This is a genomic window from Bradyrhizobium sp. USDA 4369 (genome assembly GCF_054056435.1).
This window is the reverse complement of record NZ_JBSRYH010000001.1, coordinates 6,547,856-6,574,588: the sequence shown is the minus strand read 5'-3', so window position 1 is coordinate 6,574,588 and position 26,733 is coordinate 6,547,856. Positions and strand designations below refer to the sequence as shown.

Genomic DNA, 26,733 nt, shown 5'->3' with positions numbered 1-26,733 from the left:
GCTTGATCTGACGCCGGGGGCGTGCGGGATTGGGGGCAAGGACAGGGGCAAGAGGCGTCATCATGGTTGCCGTCCTGGCGGCGATCTTGATGCTGGCCGCGTCCGCAGGGCGCGCGGCCGACAGCTTCGCCGCGCCGGCCCGCACGGTTCATCGCACCGATTGGCGGGCCGCGCTGGACCAGCTGCGCTCCGAGTTGAACGCGGCGCCCGAGGTGGCCGCCGACTTTGCCCTCAGCGCGCGCCGGCGCAGTGCCGGTCCGGATGACCCGCGCAGATGGCCTGCGCTGATCCAGCTGAATGGCGTGACCTCAACGATCTTCACGGGGATCGGACGCAGTCCGGTCCCCGTTTTGCTGCCGTTCGACACCACTGCTTATCTCGTCGCGCGCCGCAGGAGCCCGATCGGTCAGCCGGCCCTGCCGCACTATCAGGCCGACTTCCGGACCGACCTGTTCGATGCCGGCCCCACCGGCTACGACGCGGTGTTCTCGCTGCCGCCCGAGGTGACCGCCGGCCTGCCGTCGCGGATCTTCGCCAGGCCGGTCGAGGTCCAGATCACCGGCTCGCTGATCACCTACGACATTGCCGATCCAGCCGGCGGCAAGGGCGAAAGCGTCAAGGCGCTGTCAGCGCAATATCCGGACCTGCGCCGCTTCATCCGCGAGGGCTATGTCCGCTACGCCTTCACCCGCTTCGGCGTGCCCTATGTGGTCTCGATCCAGTGCCTCGACAGCGCACCGCGGCCGAAGCGCCTGGCCTGCCGCGAGGCCTATCCGGTCGCCGAGCGCTTTCTCAGAGCGCTGCGTGTCACCGGGGGCCAGCCGTCACGCATCGCGCCCGAGATCTCCCCGGTCGCCGCCGAGCGGCCCGAGACGCTCTCGGCGGACTTCACCTACCGCCCGTCCGGCGACATCGTCGCCAACAGCGGCGCGCGCGGCCAGACCGGCCGCGCCGACCGCACCGCCTATGCGCAGATCCGCTTCCCGCTGGATGCGCCGGCCTATGTGCACTCGCAATCGTTCGGCCGCCGCCGCGCCAGTGACAAGCTCGAACAGCCCTGGAGCCAGTATCCCTGGCGCGACAATTTCTGCGAGGCGCGCGATTTCAATGTCGGCCAATGCGCCAGCGGCCTCGGCCATCAGGGCCAGGACATCAGGCCCGGCGCCTGTCCCGTACGCCGCGATGGACCCGGCGGCTGCGATCCGTGGCAGCAGCGCGTGCGCGCGGTGCGCGACGGCGTGGTGATCCGATCGGCCAAGCAGCAGGCTGTGACCGTGCAGGTCAACAGCGGCACCGAGCATATCCGCTTCCGCTACATGCACATGAACCCGATGGCCATGGACAAGGACGGCGTGCTCAACGGCCGGCCGTTGCGCGAAGGCGAACCGATCGGCTGGGTCTCGAACTATCTCGACCATCCCAACGGCACCACGCGCCATTTGCATTTCGACGTGCAACTGTTCACGCGCGACGGCTGGATCTGGGTCAATCCATATACGACGCTGATCGCCGCCTATGAGCGCCTGATCGGCGGCCGTGGCCGCGAGATCGGCCCGGAGACGACGACACCACCGGCGCTGTCGTCAGCTGTCACGTCGGCCCCCGCGATGACCGGTGCGCTTCCGCCCGCAGCCGGCCCGCAGGCCGATGCCGCCGCAGGGCATAGTCGGAACTGATCGCGGCTGCCGCGGCCCGGCGTGCCGGAACCGACCTCCCCGCCCGAGGGTTAGTGGTCGAAGGAGGATCGCCGATGGTGACAGACACGCCTCATCGCAGGACCGGGCCGGCGCTGGTGTCAGCGGCAATCGCGATCCTCTGCGTCGGCGCGCTGACGATGCTGGTGCGCGACCGCTGGCATCCGCCGGACATCAAATCCGCAGAGCAGGCGCGCCAATCGGCCACCGGCCAGGTCGCCCGTGCCGCCGGCGCCCGCGTGATGCCGACCGCCCCCCGGCTCGCCGTGGAGCCGAAGCCCGAAGGCCCCAAGCGCGCGCAGCCCGCGAATCCGTTTTGAGCCACGGCGGGCAGGCCGGACTTGATCCGGCCATTCACACCTGCGAACCGGCCGATCTCACGCCGACCATTTGTCCTCTTCCCGGCGATACTCCTCGGCGTTGAGACGCTCGGCGATCTCCTGAGCCATCGCTTCGGTGTCGGTGCGCGCGATCGGCTTCCCGTCCTGGCGGCAGACGCGGCCCTTCTCCGCCTCGAGCGGGAAATCGTCCGGCTTGAGCGGCTCGTTCGGCTCGGTCATGTGCGTGTCCTCGTTTGAGGACACAACTCGCTCGGCTTCGCCGCGGTTCCCTGCCGCTCAGGACGCGGCGCGCGCCGGCCGCTCCGCCGGCGTCCAGCGGAAGGCGACGCCGAAGCGATTCCAGAGATTGATGACACCGATGGCCGAGGTCAGAAACACCAACTCCGTCTCGGAGAATTCGGTGCGCGCCAGCCCATAGACCTCGTCGCTGACGCCGCCATCCAGCTTCGTCAGTGCCTCGGCGAAGGCGAGCGCGGCGCGCTCCCGGGGCGAGAATTGCGGTGCTTCCCGCCAGGCGACGACGAGGTTGATCTTGTCGACTGATACGCCGAGCTTCTCGGCCAGCAGCACGTGATGCTGCACGCAGAACGCACAGCCGTTGATCTGCGACGCCCGGATCTTGACCAGCTCGAGCAGCTGCTTGTCGAGGCCGGCCTTGGCCGCCTGCTGGCTCACCGCGAGGATGGCCTCGTAGAGCTCCGGCGCCTGGGTCCTGAAAGTCGTGTAGTCGCTGCGCGCGTGTGACATCTGCTGTCTCTTATGTTATAAGCCTTATGATAACTTATCAGAGCTCTGATATCATGCGCAAGGCAAGCTATCGATCGACGAAGCGAACGCCGCCAAACCGTCCGTCAGTGGTGCAGTCGCGTCCGCCTCGTGCGCGCACGGCGTCGGCCGGCCATGCCCTGCCCTCGCCCGGCGAAGGCAAGCGCGGCGAGGACGGCCATCTCGCTTATCTGCTGCGCCAGGCCCAGGCGGCTACGCGGCTATCGCTCGAGCGCGCGCTGGCTTCCACCGGCCTGACCCATCCGCAATTCGTGGTGCTGACGATGCTGAAGGCCTATCCCGGCCTGTCCGGCGCCGACTGCGCGCGCATGGCGCTGCTGACGCCGCAGACCGTCAACGTGATCATCGGCAATCTCGAACGCGACGGCGCCATTCGCAGGGCCCCGCATCCGGTCCATGGCCGGATGCTGCAATGGACCCTGACCGCGCGCGGCCTTGCGCTGCTGGCCAGGGCGCGGCGCCAGGCGACCGCGCTGGAGCAGCGGCTGGCCGCCGGCCTGAGAAAACGCGATGTCGCGACCATCCGCCGCTGGCTGGCGCGCATCGCCGCCGAGTTCCACCCGGATTGAGCACCACGCGGGGTCTGCCGCCCGTCAGCGCCAGCCGCTAGAATGCGGGCCATGACCCAGCCCGATTCCCCGACCCGCCGCACTTTGCTCCGCTCCGGCCTTGGTGCTGCAGCGCTGCTCGTTCCTGTCCTGCCGGCAGCCGCCGCGCCGGCCGAATTCGACGCCTGGCGCGACGGCTTCCGCGGCCGCGCCCTCGCCAAGGGCATCTCGCAGGCGACCTGGATGCGCGTCATGGCCCGGCTCGAGCCGGACATGACCGTGTTCAAGGAGCTGCGCAACCAGCCCGAGTTCAAGGAGCAGCTCTGGCAATACATCAACCGCCGCGTCTCGGATTGGCGCGTCATCAACGGCAAGATCGCGCTGAAGCAGAACGAGGCGCTGTTTGGGCGCATCGAGAAGGATTTCGGCGTCGAGCGCGGCACGCTTCTCGCGCTGTGGGGCGTTGAATCCGCGTTCGGCGATCCCTTGGTGCAGCAGAACCACATGCGCCCGGTATTTCCGGCGCTCGCCGCGCTCGCCTGGAACGAGCCGCGCCGCAAGGCCTATTGGGAGACCGAGCTCACCAACGCGCTGAAAATCGTCGACCGCGGCTGGAGCACGCCGGAGGAAATGCGCGGTTCCTGGGCCGGCGCGATGGGCCACACGCAATGGATGCCGGAAGTCTGGCTCAATGTCGGCTTCGACTATGACGGCGACGGCAAGATCTCGCCGTTCGGCCGTCCCGACGATGCGCTCGGCTCGACCGCGCGCTACCTCGTCAACCGCGGCAAATATCATCGCGGCGAGCATTGGGGCTACGAGGTGCGCGCGCCCGGCAACATCGCGGGCAGCAAGAGCTACGCCGCCTGGCAGGCGGCCGGCGTGACCCGCGCCGATGGCGAGCCGTTCCCGCAGCCGAACGCCACGGCGCAACTGTGGATTCCGGTCGAGGGCGGTCCGGCGTTCCTGCTCGGGCCGAACTTCTACTCGGTGAAATCCTACAATCCGGCGATGAGCTACGCGCTCGCGATCTGCCATCTCGGCGACCGCATCTTGGGCGCACCACCCTTCCTGCAGCCCTTCCCCGGCTCCGAGCGCGCGCTGACCTTGGCCGAGGTCCAGGAGATGCAGAAGCGCCTGACCGCCGCCGGCTTCGACACGGGCGGCACCGACGGCCGGGTCGGCAACGACACCATGAAGGCGATCCGCGACTTCCAGGCCAAGGCCGCCATCACCCCCGCCGACGGCTATGGCGGCCTGAAGGTGCTGGCGAAGCTGCGGCAGGGCGGGTGAGCAGCCGGTCAAGTCGCCTTGTCGGACAGGCTTTGGACGATCACATTTCCTCTCGCGTCATTGCGAGCGGGGTTGTGCCCGTCAAAGGCAGTTCCGCGCCCGATCACGGCTTGGCCGCCTCGCGGTGGCCGGACCTCGGCGCCCTCGCCTTGGGCTGCGGCGCGCTCGCCGGCTTGACGCGGATGCGCACCGAGCCGCCGCCCTTCGACTGCTCCTCGATCTCGAAGCCCCCGGTCTTGCGGACGAGATCGCTCAGCTTGCGGCAGCCATAGGTGCGCGGATCGAAGTCGGACACCAAATTGGAGAGCTGCTTGCCGACCTCGCCGAGCGCCACCCAGCCGTCCTCGCTCTCCATCTGCGTGATGACCTTCTTGATCATCGGCGTCGCCGCGCTGATCGGCAGCAGCGATTTCGGCACTGCCGCGCTGTCCGCGTCCTTGCTGCTCGCAGCGTCGCTGCGCAAATTCTCCGTGTAGATGAACCGGCGGCAGGCCTGCCGAAAGCTCTCCGGCGTCTTCTGCTCGCCGAAGCCGAACACGTCGATGCCCTGCTCGCGGATGCGCGCGGCCAGCCGCGTGAAGTCGCTGTCGGACGATACCAGGCAGAAGCCGTCGAAGCGGCCGCTGTGCAGCAGGTCCATCGCGTCGATCACCAGCGTGATGTCGGAGGCGTTCTTGCCGGTCGTATAGGCGAACTGCTGCTGCGGCACGATCGCATGTCGCGCCAGCGTATCGGCCCACGGCTTCGAGCGCGGGCTGGAGAAGTCGCCATAGATCCGGCGCACGCTGGCCTCGCCGATCTTGGCGATCTCCTCGAACAACCCGTCGACGATCTTGGCCGAGGCATTGTCAGCGTCGATGAGCACGGCCAGACGCGGCGAGCGGGGTTCGGATGCCATTGAATGTCCTTGGAGATGACCTGATCAGATGCTGTTATACGCCGGCTGGCCGGCCGCCGTCCGGCTAATTTCATGCGATCGCGGATGATTCGCGCGCGCCCTCACCAGTCGGGGAAGATCGGGACGCAAGCGGCCGAACGGCTCACCATTTGTATACGAATAAATGGCCGGATTCTCACCGGTTTCGGCCGATGGTTTTCACCTTCTTTTAATTTGCGATGCACAACGATTTCGCGGTCGATCGAGGGGGGCACCGCCCATGATAAAGGAAGGTACCTATTCCGCCTGGTTCAAGACCCCCAGGGGCCAGGGGACCGGGATCGTGCAATTGGCCGCGGGCAACGTCTGCGGCGGCGATGGCGTGCTGAGCTATCGCGGGAGCTACGAGGCCCATGGCGATCGCTTCACAGCCATCATCAGAACCAAACGCCACGCCCCAGGACAGCCGTCGCTGTTTGGCCCGGACGAACTGACACTCAGCCTGGAAGGCTGCTGCCGAACAATTCCCTTCACCTGCTCCGGCCGGGCGGAAGAAGCGCCCAACGTGCCTTTCGAGGCGTTCCTGCTGTACTCGGCGACCGACCATGCGCCTCCTCCTGCCCCGCGGCCGGCCCCGAAATTCAATCTGGAGCAGTTGCCGAAGCCGTTCGGGCGCTGAGCGGCCGCTGTCGCCTGCATGGCTCCCTGCTGCGAGCAGCCTCGGCTCCGCCGCGACCCGCGCATGCGGAAAGACCCGAAGTCGACGGCGATGATCAGCACGATGAACTGCGCGATCGACGGCTGGTCCTCGACGCCGGTCCCACAGACGCGTGATCGCGCCTGAGGACACGTGATCTGGTCGGAGACCGAGCGCGATTGGCATGGCCGGCCTCTCAAGGCGCCGACGCGCTGATCCTGCTCACGAGATCGAGGACTCGCTGGGTTCTGACACCGTGCGGGTTGACGGTGAGATCGACCAACTCGACGAGCACCAGGCGCTTCGACGGGACGACGACGACCAGTTGACCGCCATAGCCATTGGCGAAGAAGGCGCTGAGGCCGGAACTGTCCTTCGTGTAAGTCCACCAGAGATACCCATAGCCGCGTTCAGGTTGGTCGGTGTCCGACAGCCGCGTCGTCGAGTCCGTCACCCAATGAGCCGGAATCAACTGGGCTCCGTCCCAGCGTCCGCCGTTGAGAAAAAGCAGGCCAAATCGCGCCAGGTCGCGCGCGCTCATCTGAAACACATAGGCCGGATGAGATGAGGATGGCTCCTTCAGGTAATGACCATCCTTTGCCGAAAAGTCCTCCATGCCGATCGGCACGGCAATCCGCGTCTCGAAGCTCGCGAAGATGTCGTCGACGGACCGGCGATAGATCGTGCCGAGCGCGTTGAAGTCCCAATTATTGTAGTACCAGAAGCTGCCCGGCGGATGACTGTCGCGCGGCGGCCGATGCTCCTTCATCCGGCCGGTCTCATAGGCCGCGAGATGATAGATGCCGGAGCGCGCCATCAGGAGCTGGCGCACCGTCGCCGTCTTCTCCGTCGGCGACAAGGCCGGCGGCGCGTCATCGATCGCAAGCTCGGCAAGCGTGCTGTCGAGATTGATCCGGCCGTCCTTGATGGCCACGCCATAGAGGGCGCTGAGCAGGCTTTTCCGGACCGATCGGACATTGACCTTCGCAGCGATGTCGCCCCAGGACGCGATCACCTCGTCGTCCCTGACGATCATGATCGCTTTGGGCCTCTGTTCGGCCGCGAAGTCCTGCACGACGTGCGAGATCGATTCAGTCCAGGGTTTTTCGTCCGGCTTTGCCGTCTGCCAATGCCGACCGGGCTCAGCCCGCGCCCAGTCACACAGCAGCAGGAGGGCTCCGATGGCGGCAGACAAACGTCGCATGAGGACTCTCATTCCCGCTGGTCGTGAGACTGGCAGTCAACGCTACTGGACGGCGGTTGGTTGGTACAGGGGTGGCCGAGCCCCGGCGACCGCACGGGCCACGCTCGCCCATGCTCGCTCAGGAGCCGCGCGCAGAAAGTGATTTTCGATCGCGACATCCGACGGATGCGGGCGACCACCTCCCCAGCCGGAATTTTTCGCTTGCCTTTATTCCGAAATTCAGAAATACCTCCATCGTCCCGTCCTCGTGAGAGGGACGCTTCGCGATCGTCACGAACGTGGAGGGCGGGCTGCGGTGGCCGCGATCGTGCTGCAGCGTGCTGAGGTACGCCGACGAACGGCAGGTTGCGGACGTGAAATCGCGTGGTCCTGGCGCCCCGAAGCTGGCGCCAAGCCGTCTGGTGATGATGATCCGGACGGCGACGGTGGCTAACTGTGGAGCCTCAGGAGGTTGTCCTCGGTTAAACCGAGTCTGCTGATAGGCGGCTGGGAGTTTATGCCGCCGTGAGGTCGGTGCCAATTATACTGGTGCAGCCAGATGGGCAGTTGCGCGGCGCGCTGATCGGAAGTGGGATAGGTGTGTGCATAAGCCCACTCCCGGAGCGCTGTCTGGATAAAGCGTTCAGCCTTGCCATTGGTTCTGGGCGTGTAGGGCTTGGTGCGGATATGCTTGAGACCAATATCGCGGCAGGCCTTATCGAAATCGAAGCCGATATAGCAGCCTCCGTTGTCAGTCATGACGCGGGTGACGGTAACGCCCAAGCTCTTGTAGTGAGCGACAGCGGCCTTGAGAAACGCAACAGCACTCTCGGCGGTCTGATCCGGCTTGAGCTGTGAAAAAGCGACACGGGAGTGGTCATCGATGCAGACATGCATGTACTCCCAGCCAAGACCGCGACAATGACTATAACCGTTCCGATTACCGGTGACGCGATGGCCGCTTTGCGCGAAACGGCCGAGCTTTTTGATATCGATATGGATCATCTCGCCGGGCGCAGCGTGCTCATAGCGACGCACCGGTTCTATCGGCTCCAGATCACGGATTCGGTTCAGCCCCAGCCGTCGCAGAGCGCGGCTGACCGTGGCCGGCGACACCTTAACCTCAGCCGCAATCTGCTTGCCGGTGTGGCGCTGACGGCGCAAAGCCTCGATAGCGGTACATGTGGCAGCAGTGGTTTGGCCTGGCGATGAGTGCGGTCTGGAGGAGCGATCGAGCAATCCCTCGACACCTTCCTCGCGGAACCGCCTCACCCATTTGGCTACGGTCTTCGGCGTCGTATTGTACTGGTAAGCAGCTTCAGCATAGCTCAGCCCACCGTCTACGACACTGCGCACCATCGCCTCTCGACCTTTCGGTGTCATAGGCGCATTCTTGTGGACGTCCATCTGGTCTCTCCTTGGAACACTGAAGCTTCGCAACCTCAGCTTCCTCGGTTCAGACCGGATGGACAACCTCCTGGAAGACCACAGCTAACAAGCCGGTACACCGAGGAGATCGCGTATAAGCGTTAAGCCCATCGCGCGGGGAATGCCGGGTTGATCGGCTGAACCTGTGGTGACTGCCGCCTGCTTTTTTTGATGCAGGCGGGCCATGGGTGAGGCCTTCACCCGGCATTCCCCGCGCCCTCTTTCATCGATGAGGGTCTTGACGATACATCACTCGAGCGCGATGGCGCGGCGAGATGTGATTTCACGCGTAATCATGAGAGACGCGACGGCTGCTCCAACCTCCGCTGTCGTCCCGGCCTCCGCGCCGGGACCCATACCCACAGGGAGCAGTGTGGGGCAAAGGCGGTCATGACCAGCTCGTTCTCACAACATCTGCTGAGGCGCATGGGTCCCGGATCTACCCCTTGCCGACGCAAGCGTCAGCAAGGCTTGTCCGGGACGACATCCAGGGGACCGCTACCTGATCATCGCCGGACCGTGGTCCGGCACGGCGACATCGAGCACGCGCAGCTGCACGCGCTCGATGCCCTGGTAGCGGTCGACGGTGAGTGTGCCCGCGACATGCAGGACCTGGCCGCGATGCTGAACCAGCGCGTTGCCGAGCTTCTGCCCGACCGAGCGGAACGCGATGGCGTTGACCATGGCGCCGTCGCCGGATTTGAAGCGCAGTTTCAGATGCGCCTGCCCGACCTCGTCGGCATAGACCAGCTGATGCGACGGCAGTGCCACGATCGGCTCGGGATTGCCGCTGCCGAACGGACCCGCGCGATTGAGCGTCGTGACCAGCTCCGGCGTCGCGGCACGCGCGCTGATGGCGCCATCGATCAGGATCTCGTTGACGTGGCGCGCCTCGGCCACGTCAGCCGCGAGCGCGCTTTCAAGATAGGCGCGGAATTCCGCCAGCCGCTCCTTGCGCAGGGTGACGCCGGCGGCCATGGCATGGCCGCCGCCCTTGATCAGGAGGCCCTGCTCCACGGCGTGGCGCACGGCCTTACCGAGATCGACACCAGGGATCGAGCGGCCCGATCCGGTGCCGATGCCGCCGGGTTCGAGCGCGATCGCAAAGGCGGGCCGCGCGAACTTTTCCTTCAGCCTGGACGCGACCAGCCCGACCACGCCGGGGTGCCAGCCTTCGGACGCCGTCACGATCACCGCCCCCTTGTCTTCCAGGCCCAGCGACGCCAGCGCTTCCGCCTCGGCCTGTGCCTCGGCGTGCTGCTCGATGATGCGGCGCTCGCTGTTGAGCCGGTCGAGCTCGGCGGCGATCCGCGCGGCCTCGGAAACATCGCTCTCCAGCAGCAGCCGCACGCCGAGATCGGCGCGGCCGATGCGGCCCCCGGCGTTAATGCGCGGCCCCAACATGAAGCCGAGATGCCATGCCTCCGGCGGGCCGTTGAGCCTGGAGACATCCATCAGCGCGGTATGGCCGACATGGTCGCGCCGGCGCATCGCGATCAGGCCCTTGGCGACAAAGGCGCGGTTGAGCGCGATCAGCGGTGCCACGTCGGCGACGGTGCCGACCGCGACGTGATGCAGCATGCTCAACAAATCAGGCTCTGGCCGCGTGCCGCTCCAGAAGCCGCGGCCGCGCAGCTCTCTGTTGACCGCGACCAAGGTGACCAAGGTCAGCCCGACTGCGGCGAGATAGCCGAGGCCGGAGAGATCGTCGGGCCGGTTCGGATTGACCAGCGCCTCGACCTCGGGCAGCTCCTCGCCGCATTGATGGTGGTCGATCACAACGACGGACATGCCGAGCCGCCGCGCCTCGGCCAGCGGCTCCAGACTGGTCGTGCCGCAATCGACCGTGACCAGCAGGGTCGCGCCTTTGCCGGCGAGCGCGCGGATAGCTTCGACGTTGGGCCCATAGCCCTCGAAGATGCGGTCGGGAATGTGGATCAGCGGATCGAGCCCGCAATGCCGCAGATGCCAGGCGAGCAGCGCCGCCGAGGTGGCGCCGTCGACGTCATAGTCGCCGAAGATCGCGACCTTCTCTCCCTTGACCGCGGCATCCGCAATGCGCTTGGCGGCCGCTTCCATCTGCGTCACCGTGAACGGATCTGGCATCAGCTTGCGGATGGTGGGGTCGAGGAAGTCGTTGACGGCTTCGATCTCGACGTCGCGTCCGGCCAGGACCCGGGCCAGCATCTCCGGCAGCTGATAGCGCTGCACCATCGCCAGCGCCCGCGCTGCGCCGCGCGCGTCCAGCCGGTCACGCCACAATTTGTTGGTGAGCGACAGCCGCACGCCGAGGAACGCCTGGGGCGCACTCGTCGGCAGGGCTGTGGCAAGCGGTGTCATGGGTCGCAAAGCCTCTTGCGCGGCGCGGCGATTCGCAAGCCGCGGCCGAATCTACAGCAACGACGCCCGGCGATCAGGTTCCGGGCTGGGAACCCCACGGGTTTTGCCAGATATCCAACGAAGTCGACCAGATTGGCGGTACCTAATAACAGTTGCCTAAAATTACAGCTATGTCGAAGGACGTGCATTAAACGGTCGTTAGGCGAACTCCATACAATTTCAATCAAAAGAACCATTTATTTTTTGTTGGCGATCTCCGCGCCGGGAGAGACGTACAGCAACATGGAGTTCATCCGATGCTGACTGCGCCTGATTTGAAGTCGTCCCCTTCCCTCATTTCCCCGCAAGCGTCCCGTGCCGACGACGAGACCGACGTTTCCGCGCTGATCGCGCGGCTCACCGGCGAGGTCAATCAGATCGCCTGCGAAAAGACCAAGTCGATCCAGCAGATCACCAATCAGATGAAGATGCTGGCGCTGAACGCGCTGATCGAGAGTTCGCGCGTGGGCGCGCAGGGCGCCGGCTTTGCCGTCGTGGCGCAGGAGGTGCGTGCGGTCGGCCAGCAGGTCGAGACCATCGCCCGCGAGCTGGAGGGCCAGCTGACAACACGCACCGGCAATCTCAAGAGCTCGATCGAGCGCATGACCGAGCGTGCGCGCGGTGAGCGCATGGTCGATCTGGCCCTCAACGCCATCGAGCTGATCGACCGCAATCTCTATGAGCGGACCTGTGACGTACGCTGGTGGGCGACGGATTCGGCCGTGGTCGATTGTGCGGCTTCGCCCGATGCTAACAGCGTCGTCCATGTGTCCGAACGACTTGCGGTGATCCTGTCGGCCTACACGGTGTATCTCGATCTGTGGCTGTGCGATCCCAGCGGCAAGGTCATCGCCAACGGCCGGGCCGACCGCTTCAACGTCGTCGGCCAGAGCGTGGCCGATACCAAATGGTTTCGCGAGGCGCGCGGCCTGCGCTCGGGCGACGACTATGTCGCCGGCGACGTCGAGTGCCAGCCGCTGCTCGGCAACGCCCAGGTCGCGACCTATTGCGCATCGGTGCGCGAGGACGGCAAGGCCCATGGCAAGCCGCTCGGCGTGCTCGCGATCCATTTCGATTGGGAAGCGCAGGCGCGCGCCATCGTGCAGGGCGTTCGCGTCAGCGAAAGCGACAAGGCCCGTGTGCTGCTGGTCGACTCCAACGGCCGCGTCATTGCCGCGTCAGATGGCCAGGGCATCCTCAGCGAGCGCGTTTCGCTCAGGCTCGACGGCAAGCCCAGCGGCTTCTATCAGGACGCATCGGGCCGCCTGGTCGCCTTTCACGCCACGCCCGGCTACGAGACCTACAAGGGTCTCGGCTGGTACGGCGTGATCATCTCTGGCACGTGACGCAGACGGTTCAGCAGCCCAGGCGATCGGCGATGCCGCCAAAGTCGGCGGCGACGATGTCCCAGGCGCCGGTGGCCTCGAAGTCGCGGCTCTGCAGCGGGCCGTATTCGGTGGGCCGCGCGACGAAGGCGGTCTTGAGGCCATAGCGCTGGGCCGCTTCGAGATCATTGTTGTGCGCGGCGACCATCATGACCTCGCCGGGCGCAAGACCGAGCAGACGCGCGGCGCCGAGATAGGTCTCGGGGTCGGGCTTGTAGTGCTGAAACAGCTCGGCGGAGAGGACCAGGTCCCAGGGGAGACCGGCGAACTTCGCCATGTTGGTGAGCAGCGCAACGTTGCCGTTGGAGAGCGGCGCGATGATGTATTTGGACTTCAGCTGGGTCAGCCCGGCGACGCTGTCGGCCCACGGATGCAACCGGTGCCAGCCGCGGGTGAGATGATCGAGATCGGTCTCGGTGAGGCCGCTGATGCCGAGCTGGGCGACGAGCGTCTCCAGCGAGCGGCGATGCAGCACGTCGAGGATGACGTAGCCGCGCTCAGGATGCTTGCGGACCTCGTCCATCGAGCTGACATAGAGCCCGCGCCAGCCATCGACCAGCGCGGTCCAGTCGCCCTGGATGCCGCGGGTTGTCGACCAGGCGGTGAAGTCGCTGATCAGGCTGGTGCGCCAATCGACGACGGTGCCGAACACGTCGAACACCAGCGCCTTGACCATCGAGAGATCGGACATCGCGGCACTCCGCCGTCAGTCGAGGTGGAATTTCTCCAGCTGACGGTGCTCGGCGCGGATGTAACGCACCGTGCCGGTAACCGAGCGCATCACCACAGTCTCGGTCTCGATGACGCCGTCCTTGCGGAACCTGACGCCAGACAGCAGCGAGCCGGTGGTGACGCCGGTGGCCGCGAACAGGCAGTCGCCACGGGCCATGTCTTCGATGCCGTAAATCATCTTGGGATCGCCGACGCCCATCTTGGCAGCGCGCTCCCTTTTCTCCTCGGTGTCGAGGATCAGCCGGCACTGCATCTGGCCGCCGATGCAGCGCAGCGCCACTGCGGCCAGCACGCCTTCCGGCGCGCCGCCCGTGCCGAGATACATGTCGACGCCGGTGTTGTCGGGATCGGCGCAATGGATCACGCCGGCAACGTCGCCATCGGTGATCAGGCGCACGGCGGCACCGGTCGAGCGCACGCCCTGGATGATGTCGGCATGACGCGGACGATCCAGCACCAGCACCGTGATCGCGCTGGGGTCGACGCCCTTGGCCTTGGCGAGGCGGCGGACGTTGTCGGCCGGGGTGGCGTCGAGATCGACCACGCCCTTGGCGTAGCCGGGACCGATCGCGAGCTTCTGCATGTAGACGTCGGGGGCATGCAGCAGGGTGCCGCCATCGGCCATCGCCATGGTCGCGATCGCGCCCGGCATGTTCTTGGCGCACAGCGTCGTGCCTTCGAGCGGATCCACCGCGATGTCGACCTTGGGGCCGGCATTGAGGCCGACCTTCTCTCCGATATAGAGCATTGGCGCCTCGTCGCGCTCGCCCTCACCGATCACGATGGTGCCTTCGATCGGCAGCTTGTTGAGCTCGCGGCGCATCGCGTCGACGGCCGCCTGGTCGGCCGGCTTCTCCTGGCCATGGCCGCGCAGCCGCGCCGCCGACACAGCAGCTCGCTCGGTCACGCGCACCAGCTCCAGCGTCAGGATGCGCTCGAGCAACAATTGCTGCGGGACAGAAATCTGCGTCGACATCGGCCAACTCCTCAAGACGTCTCGGCGGACACCCGCCATCAAAACCTACCGCTCAGACGCCGTCCGCAGGGGCGGCGTGTGGGTCAGGCGGTCGGCAGCGATGGCCGGTCTCCGCCCGAGAACTTCCCCGGTTTGAGCATGAACCACAAACAAACGCCACGCGTTTGTTTGAGCAGGGACAAGCGGTTCCCTGGCTATCATGCGCTAATTCTTCTCGATTCGGATCACCTGGGGTTTGCCGCTGATGACCTTGTCGCGCTGCACCGCCTGCAGGGCCTTGTGCACAGCATCCTCGTGGGTCGCATAGGTGACTAGGATCACGGGGACGGGACTGCCCTTGCCGGCCGATTGCGGCGGCTCGCCGCCATTGGGATGGCGCTGCACGATCGATTCGATCGAGATCTTCTGCTCGGCCAGACGGGTCGCGATCGTCGCCGCGGTGCCGGCATGGTCGCGCGCCATCAGGCGGATATAATAGCCGCCTTCATGCCGCTCCATCGGCGCCTTCTCGGTGGCCTGCAGCTTGTCGACCGGCCGGCCAAACGGTGCCGCCCGGATGCCGCGCGCGACATCAGCGATATCAGCGACGACAGCAGACGCCGTCGCGGCGCCCCCTGCTCCGGGCCCGACCAGCGTGATCGGCGGAATGCCCTCACCGTCGATCGTGACCGCATTGGTCACGCCCATCACCTGGGCGATCGACGAGGATTTCGGCACCATCGTCGGATGCACCCGCTGTTCGATGCCCTTGGCGGTCCGCACGGCGACGCCCAGCAGCTTGACGCGGTAGCCCAGTTCGGACGCCGCGCGCAGGTCCTCCGGCGCGATCGAGGAGATGCCCTCGACATAGACCGAGTTCTGCGCCACCTGGGTGCCGAAGGCGAGGCTCGCCAGGATCGCCAGCTTCTGCGCGGTGTCGTGGCCATGAATGTCGAACGACGGATCGGCTTCGGCATAGCCGAGGCGCTGCGCGTCCTTCAGACACTCGTCGAAAGACAGGCCCTCCTGCTCCATCCGGGTCAGGATGTAGTTGCAGGTGCCGTTGAGGATGCCATAGACGCGGCTGATCTCCGTGCCGGCGAGCCCCTCGCGCAAGGTCTTGATCACCGGAATGGCGGCGCCGACGGCGGCTTCGAAGTTCAACGCGCCGCCATGTTTCTCGGCGGCCTTCGCAAGCTTCAGGCCATGCTTGGCGATCAGCGCCTTGTTCGCGGTCACGACCGACTTGCCGCCCTTGAGCGCGGTATCGATCGCCGACAGCGCGGGATCGCCGGCGCCGCCCATCAACTCGACCAGACAATCGACGTCCGGATCGCTTGCCAGCGCGAGCGCATCCTTGGCCCATTTGATGCCGGACAGATCGAGGCCACGCTTCTTGGCCTTCGACCGCGCGGTGACGGCGACCACGCGCACGGGGCGTCCTGTCCGCTCGGTCAGCACACGCCCCTGACGCTCAAGGAGACGAACGACCTCGACACCCACGGTGCCGAGGCCCGCGATGCCCACTCTCAGGGGTGCGACCATGGAATCAGAGAACCTGTCGATAGGAAAGCAGCGGAGGGTTTAGCGCCGATTGGCGATCGGCACGACGTTGTGCAACGTTTCGATGCCACTTTCAAGGAACCGACGGACGCCGCGCGCAGCCTGCCGGATGCGCTGTTCATTCTCGACCAGCGCGATGCGCACATAACCCTCGCCATGCTCGCCGAAGCCGACGCCCGGCGACACCGCGACACCCGACTTCTCCACCATGAGCGTCGCGAACTGCATGCTGCCGAGCCCCTTGAAGGCTTCGGGCAAAGGCGCCCAGGCGAACATCGACGCCTCTGGCGAGGGGATCTCCCAGCCGGCGCGGCCGAACGCCTCGACCAGCGTGTCACGGCGCTTGCGATAGGTCTCGCGCATCTCGCGAATGCAATCGTCGGGCCCGTTCAGCGCCGCTGTGGCCGCAACCTGCACTGGCGTGAACGCGCCGTAATCGAGATACGATTTCACCCGCGCCAGCGCCGCGATGATGCGCTCATTGCCGACGGCGAAGCCGATCCGCCAGCCCGCCATCGAATAGGTCTTGGACATCGAGGTGAATTCGACGGCGACATCCATCGCGCCCGGCACCTGCAAAACAGAGGGCGGCGGATTCTTGTCGTCGAAATAGACCTCGGCATAAGCGAGGTCCGACAGAATGAGGATCTCGTGCTTCTTCGCGAATGCAACCAAGTCGCGATAGAAATCCAGGCTCGCAACATAGGCGGTCGGGTTGCTCGGATAGCAGACGATCAGCGCGAGCGGCTTCGGGATCGAATGGATGATCGCGCGCTCGGCCGCCTCGAAGAATTGCGGCGTCGGTTCCGACGGCACCGAGCGGATCACGCCGCCCGCCATCAGGAAGCCGAAAGCGTGGATCGGATAGCTCGGGTTCGGACACAGAATGACGTCGCCCGGCGCGGTGATCGCCTGCGCGACGTTCGCGAAACCTTCCTTCGAGCCGAGCGTGGCGACGATCTGGGTGTCAGGGTTGAGCTTCACCCCGAACCGGCGGTCGTAGTAGGCCGCCTGCGCCCGGCGCAGCCCAACGATGCCGCGCGATGCCGAATAGCGATCGGTTCGCGGCTTGCCGAGGGTTTCCTTGAGCTTCTCCAGCACATGCGGCGGGGCCGGCAGATCCGGATTGCCCATGCCGAGATCGATGATGTCGGCGCCGGCGTTCCGCGCGGCCGCCTTGGCCCGGTTGACCTGCTCGAACACGTAAGGCGGCAGACGGCGGATGCGATAGAAATCTTCCATGGGTCTCTCGGCTCCGGCAACCGGGGGCGATTCAGCCAGCATCGCTGGCTCTGCGGCGGCGCGGGCGATGTACCGAAATTCGTGCTAAAACATGAACTTAGCACGACCCTACGGCTTAGCCGGCGACGACACGCTCAGGTGCGGTTGATTCCGGTATTTTATCATGGACGCTGCGCCGCGCCAGAAAATTACGTGGGTCAAAGCCGTAACGTCGTCCCAGGCGGCGGTCAGCGGTCCTTGCCGGCCGTCCCTGCGGAGGCTTGGCGATCTCGCGCGGCAGCCAGCTCCTTTTCGATCTTGGCGCGCTCTTCAGGCGAGATGATCGGCGTCTCACGTTCGCGCGGCACGTCGTTCACCGGGAGATATCCGCCCGGCTCCTTCGGCCGCGCCACCGCATCGGAGTCCAGGGACGGCATGTCGGCGATCGGGCTCGAGCAGCCGGACAGCGCCAACGCGGCCCACGACAACACCACGCCCGCCGCGATGGCCTGCGTCCGCGTCGTCCAGCTCCGTCCCAACCACCTCAAACCAAGCCCCCACTCCTGCCACGAACCAGCCAATCGCAACGCGGCGCATTTTGCCGCAGCACAACCAATTGTCACCCCAAACGTTACAGGGTTGAACAAGAATCTCGGCTACGAACGCAATGTGTCAGAAACGCGGGACTTTTTCGCAACGCAACACGCAATAATCGAATTAACCGCAAACTCGCGGATTGTTGATCTCGCGCGGTGACGAACCGCTCCCGACGCGATAGTGTGATCAGGCCATGACCGACGTTTCGAACAGCACCACCCAATCAACAAAAACATTCGACGCCGAAGCCTTCGCGACGAATATCGCGAGAGCAATGGAGACGAGCGGCAAGGCTCTCGCAGCCTATCTGAAGCCGCGCGAAACCGGTGAAGTTCAGGACCGGCCGCCGACCGAGCTGGCCGAGGTCGTGAAGTCGTTCACGGCGGTCGCAGATTATTGGCTGTCGGACAAGGATCGCGCCAGCGACATCCAGACCAAGATCGCCAAGGGCTATCTCGACCTGTGGGGATCGGCCTCACGTCGGCTCGCGGGCGAAGACGCGCCACCGGCGATTTCGCCGTCGCCGCGAGACAAGCGCTTCGCCGATCCGGAATGGAAGTCGAACCAGTTCTACGATTTCGTCATGCAGGCCTATCTGCTGACGACGCAATGGGCGCAGGATCTCGTCCACAATGCCGAAGGGCTCGATCCGCACACGCGCAAGAAGGCCGAGTTCTACGTCAACCAGATCACCAATGCGCTGGCACCGTCGAATTTCGTGCTGACCAACCCCGAAGTGATGCGGCAGACCGTTGCCACGAGCGGCGACAATCTCGTGCGTGGCATGCAGATGCTTGCCGAGGACATCGAGGCCGGCAAGGGCACGCTGAAGATCCGCCAATCCGACCCGGCCAATCTCGAGGTCGGCGTCAACATGGCGACGACGCCGGGCAAGGTGATCTTCCAGAACGAGATGATGCAGCTGATCCAATACGCGCCGTCGACGGAGAACGTGCTGCGCACGCCGCTGCTGATCATCCCGCCCTGGATCAACAAGTTCTACATCCTCGATCTGCGCCCGGAAAAATCCTTCATCAAATGGTGCGTCGATCAGGGCCTCACGGTGTTCGTGATCTCCTGGGTCAATCCCGACAAGAAGCTCGGGACCAAGACCTGGGAGGACTACATGAAGGAAGGTCCGCTCACCGCGATGGACGTCATCGAGAAGGTGACGGGCGAGATGAAGGTGCACACGCTCGGCTATTGCGTCGGCGGCACCATGCTCGCGACCACGCTCGCCTGGCTCGCCGACAAGCGCCGCCAGCGCGTGACCTCCGCGACGTTCCTCGCCGCGCAGGTCGACTTCACCCATGCCGGCGATCTCCTGGTGTTCGTCGACGAGACCCAGATCTCGGCGCTGGAGCGCGACATGCAGGCCTCGGGCGTGCTCGAAGGCAGCAAGATGGCGATGGCCTTCAACATGCTCAGGTCGAACGACCTAATCTGGTCCTATGTCGTCAACAACTACCTCAAGGGCCAGCCGCCGACGGCGTTCGACCTGCTGCACTGGAATTCGGACGCCACGCGGATGTCGGCGGCCAACCATTCCTATTACCTGCGCAACTGCTACCTGGAGAACCGGCTGACGCAGGGCACGATGGTGCTCGACAACACGCTGCTCGATCTCTCCAAGGTGAAGGTGCCGGTCTACAATCTGGCGACGCGCGAGGACCACATCGCGCCGGCGGATTCGGTTCTCTACGGCTCGCAGTTCTTCGGCGGCCCGGTGAAGTATGTGCTCTCGGGCTCGGGCCACATTGCCGGCGTGGTCAACCCGCCCTCCTCCGGCAAATACCAGTATTGGACCAACGACCAGATCCACGACATCTCGCTGAAGGACTGGATGAAGGGCGCGCAGGAGCACAAGGGGTCGTGGTGGCCGGACTGGCGCGCGTGGCTCGCCGAGCTCGATCCGGAAGAGGTTCCCGCCCGCAGCGTCGGCAACGACGCCTATCCACCGATCGAGGATGCGCCGGGCTCGTATGTGCGCGTCCGCGCGTAGCGTGATCCGCGGCAATTGATTATAACGCCCCGGTCCCGCCGGGGCGGGACGGTAATCAGTTGAGGGGATCTCGATGACGCGCGAACTGTTCTGGCTGACGCTCACGGTCATTCTGACCGGGCTGCTCTGGGTTCCCTACATTCTGAACCGCTGCCAGGTCCGCGGCCTCACCGGCGCCATGGCCAACCCCTCCCGCAACGACAAGCCGCACGCGCCCTGGGCGACCCGGCTGATGTTCGCGCATGACAACGCGGTCGAGAACCTGATCATTTTCGCGCCGCTGGTGCTGATCCTCAATTCGATGGACTACTCGACCAAATGGACGGTGCTGGCCTGCGCCGTCTATTTCTGGTCGCGGGTCGCCCATGTGATCGTCTACACGCTCGGCCTGCCGCTGTTCCGAACGGTCGCCTTTCTGGTTGGCTTCGCCGCCCAGGCCGTGTTGGCAATCGCGATCTTCGGCTGGCTCTAAAGCGAGATGAGATTAAGTTCGATATCCTGAGTTTTTGAGGTAGTTGGCACACTCTTCTGCGGAGAAGGCGTCGAGGGCAACAGCAATTGCGGCGCAAACCGTGTCGACGGTTCGCGCCGCGGCTTTGCGTAGAAGGTGCTTGAGCTTGGCAAAGACCTGTTCGATTGGGTTCAGGTCGGGCGAGTATTTGGGCAAGAAGAAGATCCTGGCTCCTACCGAGCGGATCAATTGGCGGACGGCTTTGCTTTTGTGGCTGCCGAGGTTGTCCAAGATCACGATATCGCCCGGATGAAGGGTCGGCAAAAGAACGTGCTCTACATAGGTGCGAAAGCTTTCGCCGTTGATCGGCCCTTCAATGAACCATGGTGCATCAATGCGGTCGTGGCGCAGTGCCGCCAGAAAGGTCATTGTTTTCCACCGTCCGTGAGGGACTTTGGCGGTCAGCCTGCTGCCACGCGGGCTCCATCCTCGCAACGGCGCCATGTCTGTCCTGGTCCAGGTTTCGTCGATAAAGACAAGGCGCGTGGCGTCGATGCGATCTTGATATTTCCTCCATTGCTCTCGTCGCCGCGCCACGTCAGGACGATCGCGTTCGCCAGCCTCCACGCTTTTTTTTGAAGCTGAGCTTCTCGGCATGAACGAATTCCCAGACCGAACGGTAGTCGACTTTCAACCCGCGTTCGGCGAGCTCGGCCACCAGCCCTCTTAAGGTGAAGTCGCTCGCTCTGATTCGCTGTTGCAGCCACGTGGCATGCTCACCCGAGATCGCCTTGGGCTTATGGCCGCCCATCTGGCCAGGTTCGATGCTGCCTGTCTCCTTCTCAAGCCTGGCCCAATTGATCGCTGTGCTGATCGCGACCCCAAACTGCTTGGCCGCCTTATTGCGAGACATCCCGCCCTTGATCGCGGCGACAACCCGCTTTCGAAGGTCCAGAGAATATGGTGCGCCCATCCGTGCTGGCCTCCTTCCCAGCCAACACGGTGAATCAGAAACACGCTGATTTGGGAATCCCAAATCGATTCAGGCTATTCTCATCCCGCTTTAGATCAGATGCGTTTCCACGGAAACGCATCATGCTCCCGGCCGCTCTGCCAGATCACGGCAGATTGTCGCGCAGAAAGATGTCGATGCGGATGCGCTCCTGATCGGGGCTGATCGGCTCGCCCGAACAATGCGCGAGCAGGACGCGCGCCGCGGAGCGGGCCTCGTGGCCCGGATCCTGGTTGATGATCGCGTCGAGCGTGCCGCGGACCAGGAACCGCCGCGTATGCTGGGTCAGCTCATGGGTGATCCAGACGACCTCGCGGGCCCGCCCCGACGCCTCCAGGGCGTCGGCGATGCCGCGGTTGCCGGCGCCGCAGCAATAGATGCCGCGCAGATCCGAATGGCGCGCAAGCAGCTCGGCCGTGAGCTGGCGCGTGAGCTCGCTGTCGTCGCGGCCCTCGATCGTCGGCAGCGCGCGAAGGCTCGGATACTCGCTGCACAGGATCTGGTTGAAGCCGAACTGCCGCTCGGCGTGATCGCGCAGCGACAGCGATCCCGCGATCACCGCGACAGTCCCGTCACGGCCGCCAAGGAAACGCCCCATCAGCGTCGCCGCCGTCCGCCCAGCCGCCGGATTGTCGATGCCGACATAATGCAGGCGGCGCGAGCTCGGCGCGTCGGACACCAGCGTCACGACCGCGACCCCGCGGGCAGCGAGCTCGTCGATCGCGGCCCGCACCCTGGGATGATCGAGCGCGATCACGGCGACGCCCTGATAGGCCGGCGACAAGGTCTCCAGCGTGCTGGCCAGCACGTCCGGGTCGAACACGTCGACATGGAGGATGTCGATGAAGCCGCGCTGCCCGGCCAGCCATTCCGCCGTCCGCTGGACCTGCTCGGTCAGATTCGTCATGAAACTGTTGCCACCGGTGGGCAGCACGAAGGCAAAGCGGAAGCTCTGGCCCCTGGCGAGACGCGCGGCAGCAATGTCGGCGCGGTAGCCGAGCTTGGCCACGGCGGCCTCGACACGCGCGACGGTCTTGGCCCGCACGCCCTCGCGGCGGTTGATGACGCGGTCGACGGTGGCGAGCGAAACGCCCGCCGTCCGCGCGACGTCCTCGAGTGTGGCGCGAACGGGTGACGGCGTCGCTCCAACAGTCACTCGCGCGCCGCCCATAGCATGCCGCGGGTCATCAAGGTGCGGATCTCCGGAACGTCGAGCTCATAGGCGCGATGGCCGAGCGAGGAATAGAACACGCGGCCCGCGCCATATCGCTTCTTCCAAACCACCGGCATCACGACACCTTCGATCCAGGGTGCGTGCTCGCCGCTGAAGGTCGTGGTCGCCAACACCTCGTTGGCCGGATCGACATGCATGTAGTATTGCTCGGACCGGTGCTCGAAACTCTTCAAGCCCTTCATGATAGGATCGTCTGGTCTGGTCAAGTCGACCCGGTAATCGATGATATTGCCGGGATGTGCGACCCACTGCCCGCCGCACAGGAACTGGTAGTCCACCGAATCGCGGAAGGCATCGCACATACCGCCATGATGCCCGGCGAACCCGACGCCGCTGCGCACGGCCGCGCAGAGATTGAGTGCTTCCGCCTTCTCAATCTTAGACATCGTGTAGATCGGGATGATCAGCGACAGATCGTGAATCGCGGGCTCGGCGAAGGCGGCGGTCGTGGTCTCGATCCGCACCTCGAACCCTTCGGCCTTGAGCCAGCCGCGGATCATCGAGGCACAGAGGTCCGGATCATGTCCCGGCCAGCCGCCCCATACAATCATTGCCTTGCGCATAGCTTCATCCTCAATCGATCTGTCCGGTATCTTGCCCCGCAGGAAGCATCGCCGGCCGCTCGACGCGGCTCTCGATCCTGACGCGCCGACCCTCATTGGCGGAGGTCTGGAACGCCTCCATCACTTCCAGCACGTGAAAGGCCAGCGCGCCGCTGGCCCGATGCGGGCGGTCGTTCAGGATGGCCGTGGCCATGTCGGCGACGCCGATGGAGCGGAATTCGCCGTCGATGTGACCGTGCGTCAGCGGCATCGTCTCCCATTCACCGCCGGTCTTGGCGACCTGCACCTCGCCGCCGAAACGGTTCGGATCCGGCACCAGCATACTGCCCTTGTCGCCATAGATCTCGATCGGCGCGTGCCGGTGCTTCGGCACGTCGAAGCTCATCGTGACCGACACGACCGCCCCACTCTCGAATTCGAGCGTGCCTGCAACATGCGTGGCCACCTCGACCGGGATCAGCGTTCCGTTCATCGGCTGGCTGGTGACCAGGCGTTCGGAGCGTGGATGCGCGGTCGAGCCCATCACGCTGGCGACGGGGCCGAGCAATTGCACGAGGTCCGTGATGTAGTAAGGCCCCATATCGAGCATCGGGCCGCCGCCGCGGAGATAATAGAAGCCCGGAGCCGGATGCCAGCGCTCATGGCCGGGGCATCCGAAAAAGGCGCTGCCCGCGACAGGCGCGCCGATCGCGCCGTCGTCAATCAGCTTGCGCGCGGTCTGGTGCCCGCCCCCGAGAAACGTATCCGGCGCGCAGCCGACCCGAAGGTTCTTCTGCGCGGCAAGTTCGATCACCTTGCGCGCTTCCGCGACGTCGATCCCGAGCGGCTTCTCGGAGTGGACATGCTTGCCGGCATTCAGCACCACGAGGCTGACGTCGGTATGGGCCAGCGGCACGGTGAGGTTGATCACGATCTCGATGTCATCGCGCTTGAGCAGTTGGTCGACGCGCATGGCCGGCAGACCAAAGGCTAAGCTCTGACGCTCGGCCGCGTCGCTGCGCATATCGGCTAGCGCCCTGATGTCGAGCACGGGAAAGCGTTGTGCCGCCTTCAGATAGGCGGTGCTGATGTTGCCGCATCCGATGATGCCGATGCCTACTTGTCTCATGATGGTCTCCGTGTGCGGATTCCGACGAAGTCGCCCAGGCGTACCGATATGAAGTCGCCCGTGGATTCCGAGACGATGTCGCCCACCTTTCCGATTTGATCTCGCCCAGCGGCGAGGCGTTCTGGCCGGCTGGTTCTCTGGCATCGGTCAAGCCGCGCGGTCAATCTGGAATCGCGACTTCAACCTTTTTTCTTCTTCTGCGGTTGCTGTGGGCATGTGGACAACGCGATTGCGTTGTCCAAGCGCAGCGGCATGTCCACGGCGCTCAGGTCTTTCGGGCGGATTGCCGAGTTCGGCGCAGGCTCTCACCGGTGAGGTCGAGCCGATGGGCATTGTGGACGAGGCGATCGAGCACGGCGTCGGCATAGGTGGGATCTCCAATGAGCAGATGCCACTGGTCCACGGGGAGCTGGCTGGTGACGATGGTGGAGCGATGACCGTAGCGATCTTCGAGGATTTCCAGGAGGTCGTGACGGGCGCCGGCATCGAGCGGCTCGAGCCCCCAATCATCGAGGATCAGCAGATCGACACGGCCAAGGCCGCGCAACAGGCGTGGGTGACGACCGTCGCCGCGGGCGAGCGCCAGATCGTCGAACAGGCGCGGGACGCGTTGATAGAGCACGGAGCGATTGTCGCGACAGGCCTTGTGGCCGAGCGCCGAGGCGAGCCAACTCTTGCCGACGCCTGCCGGGCCGCAGATCAGGAGATTGACGTGGTCGTCGATCCAACGGCCCTCGACAAGCTTGGCGAACAGCGGGCGGTCGAGACCGCGCGGGGTGCGGTAGTCGATGTCCTCGACGCATGCCTGCTGGCGCAGCTTGGCGTAGCGCAGGCGAGTGGCGAGCCGTTTGTCGTGCCGCAGCGAGGCTTCACGTTCGAGCAGCAGAGCAAGCCATTCGGCGTGACCGAGGCTGCCAGCCTCACCGGCGGCTTCGATGTCGGCGAAGGCCTTGGCCATGCCGTGGAGGCCGAGGGCGTTGAGGCGGTCGAGGGTCGGATGGGTGAGCAAGGGACGGTCTCCTAATTGTAGTAGCGCGGTCCGCGGATGTTGGCATGCAGGATCGGCGCATCGTCCGCGGAGCGCTGGTGAGCGGGACGCCGATCGAGATTGTTGGCGAGGATCGACTTGACCGAGCCATAGGTGCGCGCGCCGATGTCGATCGCCCGCGCAGCCGCCGCGTCCAGCCGTTCGCGCCCATAGGAGGCGGCGAGCCTGAGGATGCCGAGGCAGGCGCGGAAGCCTTGTTCGGGGTGCGAGCGCTCGTCGAGAATGAGGTCGCACAATGCGCTGGTTGCCGGCCCGATCGCGGCGGCGTCCTGACGGATACGCCCGATAGTCCAGCCGGCGTAGCGCCGATGGCTGGAGGCCATGTGCTCCGGCACGGTGGTGTGCTTGTGATTGCCACTCATGCGCTGATGCGCGGCAATCCGCTCGCCCTTGTGGAAGATCTCGACGGTGCGGGCGGTGAACCGCACCTCGACCTCGGCACGCGCGAAGCGATGCGGAACGCTGTAATAATGCTTCTCCACCTCGACGTGGTAGTCGAGGCTGACGCGGCGGATCCGCCACTCGGCGAGCACGTAGGGGCTCGCCGGCAACGGCTTGAGCGCCGGCCGGTCGATCTCCTCGAGCAGCCGGCGGCGCGTCACGCCGAGCCGCCGGATCGGCCGCTCCTCGTTGAGCCTGGTGAGCAACTCGCCGATCGCTGCGTTGACCTCGGCGAGGCTGTAGAAGACGCGGTGGCGCAGGCGACCGAGCAGCCAGCGCTCGATGATGAGGACGGCCTGCTCGACCTTGGCCTTGTCGCGCGGCTTGCGAGGTCGCGCCGGCAAGACGGCCGTGCCGTAATGCGCGGCCATCTCCGCATAGGTGCGATTGATCTGCGGGTCGTAGAGGCTCGCCTTGATGACTGCGACTTTGGTGTTGTCAGGCACCAGGAGCGCCGGGACGCCGCCGATCGCCGCGAAGGCGCCAACATGGGCGCTGATCCAGTCGGCGAGCCCCTGCGTCCACGTCGCCTGCGCGTAGGTGAAGCTCGAGGCGCCGAGCACGGCGACGAAGATCTGCGCCGTCCTCCGCTCGCCGGTGAGGCGGTCGACCACCACCGGCACGCCGTCGCCCGCGTAGTCGACGAACAGCTTGTCACCGGCCGCGTGCGCCTGGCGCATCGTCACCGACAGGCGTCCCTCCCAGGCGCGGTAAAGCTCGCAGAAGCGCGAGTACCGGTATCCGCCGGGCTCGGCGCCGATGTACTCCTCCCACAGGATCGACAGCGTCACGTGCTTGCGCTTGAGCTCGCGGTGCACCGCCGCCCAATCGGGCTCGGCGATGCGGCGATGACCCTGCCGGTTACCGTTGCCGGTCTTGGCGAACAGGCGGGCCTCCAGGGCCGCGTCCGTGAGTTCGTCGGGCAACGGCCAGCTCAGGCCTGCGGCCTCGAACCGCCGGATGGTCAGCCGCACTGTCGAGGGCGCCGCGCCCATCCGCCGAGCAATCTCGCGGCTCGGCAGCCCAGCCGCCTTCATCCTGATCACATCGCGCACACGGCGCATCGCAAGCCTCTCCGTCGGCATCCAGGGTCCCCCTTCGCAAAGCCGAAAGGTTGACCCTATGGGAGCCAGAAGAGGTCTCGTCACCCCGGGTTCGCTCTTGCGATACCCGGGCGACATCATCCCGGAATCGT

26 protein-coding genes are annotated in these 26,733 nt (G+C 65.3%); 9 read left to right on the top strand and 17 right to left on the bottom strand.

The window, feature by feature from the left end; all coding sequences use genetic code 11:
• Positions 1 to 62: 62 nt before the first annotated feature.
• Entirely contained in the window at positions 63 to 1,676 is a 1,614-nt protein-coding gene (locus ACVIJ6_RS29775) for a M23 family metallopeptidase (RefSeq protein ID WP_456775627.1), read from the top strand.
• A 74-nt stretch (positions 1,677 to 1,750) separates the two neighbouring features.
• Entirely contained in the window at positions 1,751 to 2,014 is a 264-nt protein-coding gene (locus tag ACVIJ6_RS29770; RefSeq protein ID WP_456775626.1) for a hypothetical protein, read from the top strand.
• A 57-nt stretch (positions 2,015 to 2,071) separates the two neighbouring features.
• Here the strand turns inward: ACVIJ6_RS29770 and ACVIJ6_RS29765 are convergent, their stop codons facing one another.
• Both ACVIJ6_RS29765 and ACVIJ6_RS29760 read right to left on the bottom strand, forming a co-directional pair.
• Positions 2,072 to 2,254: a hypothetical protein gene (locus tag ACVIJ6_RS29765; RefSeq protein ID WP_456775625.1), complete on the bottom strand. Its 183-nt coding sequence runs from the start codon at positions 2,252 to 2,254 to the stop codon at positions 2,072 to 2,074.
• Positions 2,255 to 2,311: 57 nt separating this feature from the next.
• The gene (locus tag ACVIJ6_RS29760) at positions 2,312 to 2,782 is read right to left on the bottom strand and encodes a carboxymuconolactone decarboxylase family protein (protein ID WP_456775624.1); all 471 of its coding nucleotides are present in this window, start codon (positions 2,780 to 2,782) and stop codon (positions 2,312 to 2,314) included.
• Positions 2,783 to 2,835: 53 nt separating this feature from the next.
• Between ACVIJ6_RS29760 and ACVIJ6_RS29755 the strand changes: the two genes are divergently transcribed.
• Together ACVIJ6_RS29755 and ACVIJ6_RS29750 are read left to right on the top strand one after the other, a co-directional pair.
• Positions 2,836 to 3,390, top strand: coding sequence for a MarR family winged helix-turn-helix transcriptional regulator (locus tag ACVIJ6_RS29755; protein WP_456775623.1), 555 nt, complete (start codon positions 2,836 to 2,838; stop codon positions 3,388 to 3,390).
• A 51-nt stretch (positions 3,391 to 3,441) separates the two neighbouring features.
• Complete coding sequence (locus ACVIJ6_RS29750; RefSeq protein ID WP_456775622.1) at positions 3,442 to 4,662, top strand: lytic murein transglycosylase; 1,221 nt, start codon at positions 3,442 to 3,444, stop codon at positions 4,660 to 4,662.
• Positions 4,663 to 4,765: 103 nt separating this feature from the next.
• Here ACVIJ6_RS29750 and ACVIJ6_RS29745 read toward each other — a convergent pair whose 3' ends face one another.
• Positions 4,766 to 5,560, bottom strand: coding sequence for an NYN domain-containing protein (locus tag ACVIJ6_RS29745; protein WP_456775621.1), 795 nt, complete (start codon positions 5,558 to 5,560; stop codon positions 4,766 to 4,768).
• 259 nt (positions 5,561 to 5,819) lie between these two features.
• Here ACVIJ6_RS29745 and ACVIJ6_RS29740 point away from each other — a divergent pair, with 259 nt between their 5' ends.
• Positions 5,820 to 6,218 carry a hypothetical protein gene (locus ACVIJ6_RS29740; protein ID WP_456775620.1) on the top strand — a complete coding sequence of 133 codons (399 nt, stop codon included), beginning with the start codon at positions 5,820 to 5,822 and terminating at the stop codon, positions 6,216 to 6,218.
• Between the two features lie 214 nt (positions 6,219 to 6,432).
• On the opposite strand, the gene ACVIJ6_RS29735 is transcribed toward ACVIJ6_RS29740, so the two are convergent.
• From ACVIJ6_RS29735 to recJ, 3 genes are all read right to left on the bottom strand, one after another.
• Entirely contained in the window at positions 6,433 to 7,440 is a 1,008-nt protein-coding gene (locus ACVIJ6_RS29735) for a serine hydrolase domain-containing protein (protein WP_456775619.1), read from the bottom strand.
• Between the two features lie 429 nt (positions 7,441 to 7,869).
• The gene (locus ACVIJ6_RS29730; RefSeq protein ID WP_456775618.1) at positions 7,870 to 8,826 is read right to left on the bottom strand and encodes an IS481 family transposase; all 957 of its coding nucleotides are present in this window, start codon (positions 8,824 to 8,826) and stop codon (positions 7,870 to 7,872) included.
• A gap of 519 nt (positions 8,827 to 9,345) precedes the next feature.
• Entirely contained in the window at positions 9,346 to 11,187 is a 1,842-nt protein-coding gene (gene recJ, locus ACVIJ6_RS29725) for a single-stranded-DNA-specific exonuclease RecJ (RefSeq protein ID WP_456775617.1), read from the bottom strand.
• Positions 11,188 to 11,483: 296 nt separating this feature from the next.
• Here recJ and ACVIJ6_RS29720 point away from each other — a divergent pair, with 296 nt between their 5' ends.
• Complete coding sequence (locus ACVIJ6_RS29720) at positions 11,484 to 12,572, top strand: methyl-accepting chemotaxis protein (RefSeq protein ID WP_456775616.1); 1,089 nt, start codon at positions 11,484 to 11,486, stop codon at positions 12,570 to 12,572.
• A gap of 10 nt (positions 12,573 to 12,582) precedes the next feature.
• Here the strand turns inward: ACVIJ6_RS29720 and ACVIJ6_RS29715 are convergent, their stop codons facing one another.
• The 5 genes from ACVIJ6_RS29715 to ACVIJ6_RS29695 form a co-directional block, all read right to left on the bottom strand.
• Entirely contained in the window at positions 12,583 to 13,302 is a 720-nt protein-coding gene (locus ACVIJ6_RS29715) for a haloacid dehalogenase type II (protein WP_456775615.1), read from the bottom strand.
• A gap of 15 nt (positions 13,303 to 13,317) precedes the next feature.
• A complete protein-coding gene (gene glpX / locus ACVIJ6_RS29710) occupies positions 13,318 to 14,319 on the bottom strand; it encodes a class II fructose-bisphosphatase (protein ID WP_012044069.1) in 1,002 nt (333 codons plus the stop codon).
• A gap of 204 nt (positions 14,320 to 14,523) precedes the next feature.
• Entirely contained in the window at positions 14,524 to 15,843 is a 1,320-nt protein-coding gene (locus tag ACVIJ6_RS29705; RefSeq protein ID WP_456775614.1) for a homoserine dehydrogenase, read from the bottom strand.
• A 39-nt stretch (positions 15,844 to 15,882) separates the two neighbouring features.
• Positions 15,883 to 17,103 carry an LL-diaminopimelate aminotransferase gene (locus ACVIJ6_RS29700; protein ID WP_012044067.1) on the bottom strand — a complete coding sequence of 407 codons (1,221 nt, stop codon included), beginning with the start codon at positions 17,101 to 17,103 and terminating at the stop codon, positions 15,883 to 15,885.
• A 227-nt stretch (positions 17,104 to 17,330) separates the two neighbouring features.
• Positions 17,331 to 17,630, bottom strand: coding sequence for a hypothetical protein (locus ACVIJ6_RS29695; protein ID WP_456775613.1), 300 nt, complete (start codon positions 17,628 to 17,630; stop codon positions 17,331 to 17,333).
• Here ACVIJ6_RS29695 and ACVIJ6_RS29690 point away from each other — a divergent pair.
• From ACVIJ6_RS29690 to ACVIJ6_RS29680, 3 genes are all read left to right on the top strand, one after another.
• A complete protein-coding gene (locus ACVIJ6_RS29690; protein WP_456777184.1) occupies positions 17,518 to 17,838 on the top strand; it encodes a hypothetical protein in 321 nt (106 codons plus the stop codon). The two genes, ACVIJ6_RS29695 and ACVIJ6_RS29690, sit on opposite strands and share 113 nt — an antisense overlap.
• A 34-nt stretch (positions 17,839 to 17,872) precedes the next feature.
• Positions 17,873 to 19,681, top strand: a complete 1,809-nt coding sequence (locus ACVIJ6_RS29685; RefSeq protein WP_456775612.1) for a PHA/PHB synthase family protein — start codon at positions 17,873 to 17,875, stop codon at positions 19,679 to 19,681.
• 73 nt (positions 19,682 to 19,754) lie between these two features.
• Positions 19,755 to 20,153 (top strand): MAPEG family protein, encoded by a 399-nt coding sequence (locus tag ACVIJ6_RS29680; RefSeq protein ID WP_012044064.1) that lies wholly within the window; start codon positions 19,755 to 19,757, stop codon positions 20,151 to 20,153.
• A 12-nt stretch (positions 20,154 to 20,165) separates the two neighbouring features.
• Here ACVIJ6_RS29680 and ACVIJ6_RS29675 read toward each other — a convergent pair.
• The 6 genes from ACVIJ6_RS29675 to istA all read right to left on the bottom strand — a co-directional run bounded on the left by ACVIJ6_RS29675 (position 20,166) and on the right by istA (position 26,602).
• Positions 20,166 to 21,105, bottom strand: a protein-coding gene (locus ACVIJ6_RS29675; protein WP_456771600.1) for an IS630 family transposase whose coding sequence is annotated in 2 segments (ribosomal slippage) — positions 20,166 to 20,768 and positions 20,770 to 21,105 — 939 coding nt in all. Because the reading frame shifts where the segments join, the coding sequence is not laid out codon by codon here.
• Positions 21,106 to 21,250: 145 nt separating this feature from the next.
• On the bottom strand, positions 21,251 to 22,300 hold the full coding sequence (locus tag ACVIJ6_RS29670; RefSeq protein ID WP_456775611.1) for a LacI family DNA-binding transcriptional regulator: 1,050 nt from the start codon (positions 22,298 to 22,300) through the stop codon (positions 21,251 to 21,253).
• Positions 22,297 to 22,941: a ThuA domain-containing protein gene (locus ACVIJ6_RS29665; RefSeq protein WP_456775610.1), complete on the bottom strand. Its 645-nt coding sequence runs from the start codon at positions 22,939 to 22,941 to the stop codon at positions 22,297 to 22,299. Before ACVIJ6_RS29665 ends, ACVIJ6_RS29670 begins: the two co-directional genes overlap by 4 nt.
• 10 nt (positions 22,942 to 22,951) lie before the next feature.
• Positions 22,952 to 24,049, bottom strand: a complete 1,098-nt coding sequence (locus tag ACVIJ6_RS29660) for a Gfo/Idh/MocA family protein (protein WP_456775609.1) — start codon at positions 24,047 to 24,049, stop codon at positions 22,952 to 22,954.
• A 265-nt stretch (positions 24,050 to 24,314) separates the two neighbouring features.
• The gene (gene istB / locus ACVIJ6_RS29655; protein ID WP_012041725.1) at positions 24,315 to 25,058 is read right to left on the bottom strand and encodes an IS21-like element helper ATPase IstB; all 744 of its coding nucleotides are present in this window, start codon (positions 25,056 to 25,058) and stop codon (positions 24,315 to 24,317) included.
• Positions 25,059 to 25,069: 11 nt separating this feature from the next.
• A complete protein-coding gene (gene istA / locus ACVIJ6_RS29650; RefSeq protein ID WP_083780767.1) occupies positions 25,070 to 26,602 on the bottom strand; it encodes an IS21 family transposase in 1,533 nt (510 codons plus the stop codon).
• Positions 26,603 to 26,733 lie beyond the last annotated feature (131 nt).

Bases quoted from the DNA above. Each gene is read 5' to 3' on its own strand.
- ACVIJ6_RS29775 (WP_456775627.1), top strand. From the start codon at position 63: ATGGTTGCCGTCCTGGCGGCGATCTTGATGCTGGCCGCGTCCGCAGGG.
- ACVIJ6_RS29770 (WP_456775626.1), top strand. From the start codon at position 1,751: ATGGTGACAGACACGCCTCATCGCAGGACCGGGCCGGCGCTGGTGTCA.
- ACVIJ6_RS29765 (WP_456775625.1), bottom strand. From the start codon at position 2,254: ATGACCGAGCCGAACGAGCCGCTCAAGCCGGACGATTTCCCGCTCGAG.
- ACVIJ6_RS29760 (WP_456775624.1), bottom strand. From the start codon at position 2,782: ATGTCACACGCGCGCAGCGACTACACGACTTTCAGGACCCAGGCGCCG.
- ACVIJ6_RS29755 (WP_456775623.1), top strand. From the start codon at position 2,836: ATGCGCAAGGCAAGCTATCGATCGACGAAGCGAACGCCGCCAAACCGT.
- ACVIJ6_RS29750 (WP_456775622.1), top strand. From the start codon at position 3,442: ATGACCCAGCCCGATTCCCCGACCCGCCGCACTTTGCTCCGCTCCGGC.
- ACVIJ6_RS29745 (WP_456775621.1), bottom strand. From the start codon at position 5,560: ATGGCATCCGAACCCCGCTCGCCGCGTCTGGCCGTGCTCATCGACGCT.
- ACVIJ6_RS29740 (WP_456775620.1), top strand. From the start codon at position 5,820: ATGATAAAGGAAGGTACCTATTCCGCCTGGTTCAAGACCCCCAGGGGC.
- ACVIJ6_RS29735 (WP_456775619.1), bottom strand. From the start codon at position 7,440: ATGCGACGTTTGTCTGCCGCCATCGGAGCCCTCCTGCTGCTGTGTGAC.
- ACVIJ6_RS29730 (WP_456775618.1), bottom strand. From the start codon at position 8,826: ATGGACGTCCACAAGAATGCGCCTATGACACCGAAAGGTCGAGAGGCG.
- recJ (WP_456775617.1), bottom strand. From the start codon at position 11,187: ATGACACCGCTTGCCACAGCCCTGCCGACGAGTGCGCCCCAGGCGTTC.
- ACVIJ6_RS29720 (WP_456775616.1), top strand. From the start codon at position 11,484: ATGCTGACTGCGCCTGATTTGAAGTCGTCCCCTTCCCTCATTTCCCCG.
- ACVIJ6_RS29715 (WP_456775615.1), bottom strand. From the start codon at position 13,302: ATGTCCGATCTCTCGATGGTCAAGGCGCTGGTGTTCGACGTGTTCGGC.
- glpX (WP_012044069.1), bottom strand. From the start codon at position 14,319: ATGTCGACGCAGATTTCTGTCCCGCAGCAATTGTTGCTCGAGCGCATC.
- ACVIJ6_RS29705 (WP_456775614.1), bottom strand. From the start codon at position 15,843: ATGGTCGCACCCCTGAGAGTGGGCATCGCGGGCCTCGGCACCGTGGGT.
- ACVIJ6_RS29700 (WP_012044067.1), bottom strand. From the start codon at position 17,103: ATGGAAGATTTCTATCGCATCCGCCGTCTGCCGCCTTACGTGTTCGAG.
- ACVIJ6_RS29690 (WP_456777184.1), top strand. From the start codon at position 17,518: ATGTCGGCGATCGGGCTCGAGCAGCCGGACAGCGCCAACGCGGCCCAC.
- ACVIJ6_RS29685 (WP_456775612.1), top strand. From the start codon at position 17,873: ATGACCGACGTTTCGAACAGCACCACCCAATCAACAAAAACATTCGAC.
- ACVIJ6_RS29680 (WP_012044064.1), top strand. From the start codon at position 19,755: ATGACGCGCGAACTGTTCTGGCTGACGCTCACGGTCATTCTGACCGGG.
- ACVIJ6_RS29665 (WP_456775610.1), bottom strand. From the start codon at position 22,941: ATGCGCAAGGCAATGATTGTATGGGGCGGCTGGCCGGGACATGATCCG.
- ACVIJ6_RS29660 (WP_456775609.1), bottom strand. From the start codon at position 24,049: ATGAGACAAGTAGGCATCGGCATCATCGGATGCGGCAACATCAGCACC.
- istA (WP_083780767.1), bottom strand. From the start codon at position 26,602: ATGCGCCGTGTGCGCGATGTGATCAGGATGAAGGCGGCTGGGCTGCCG.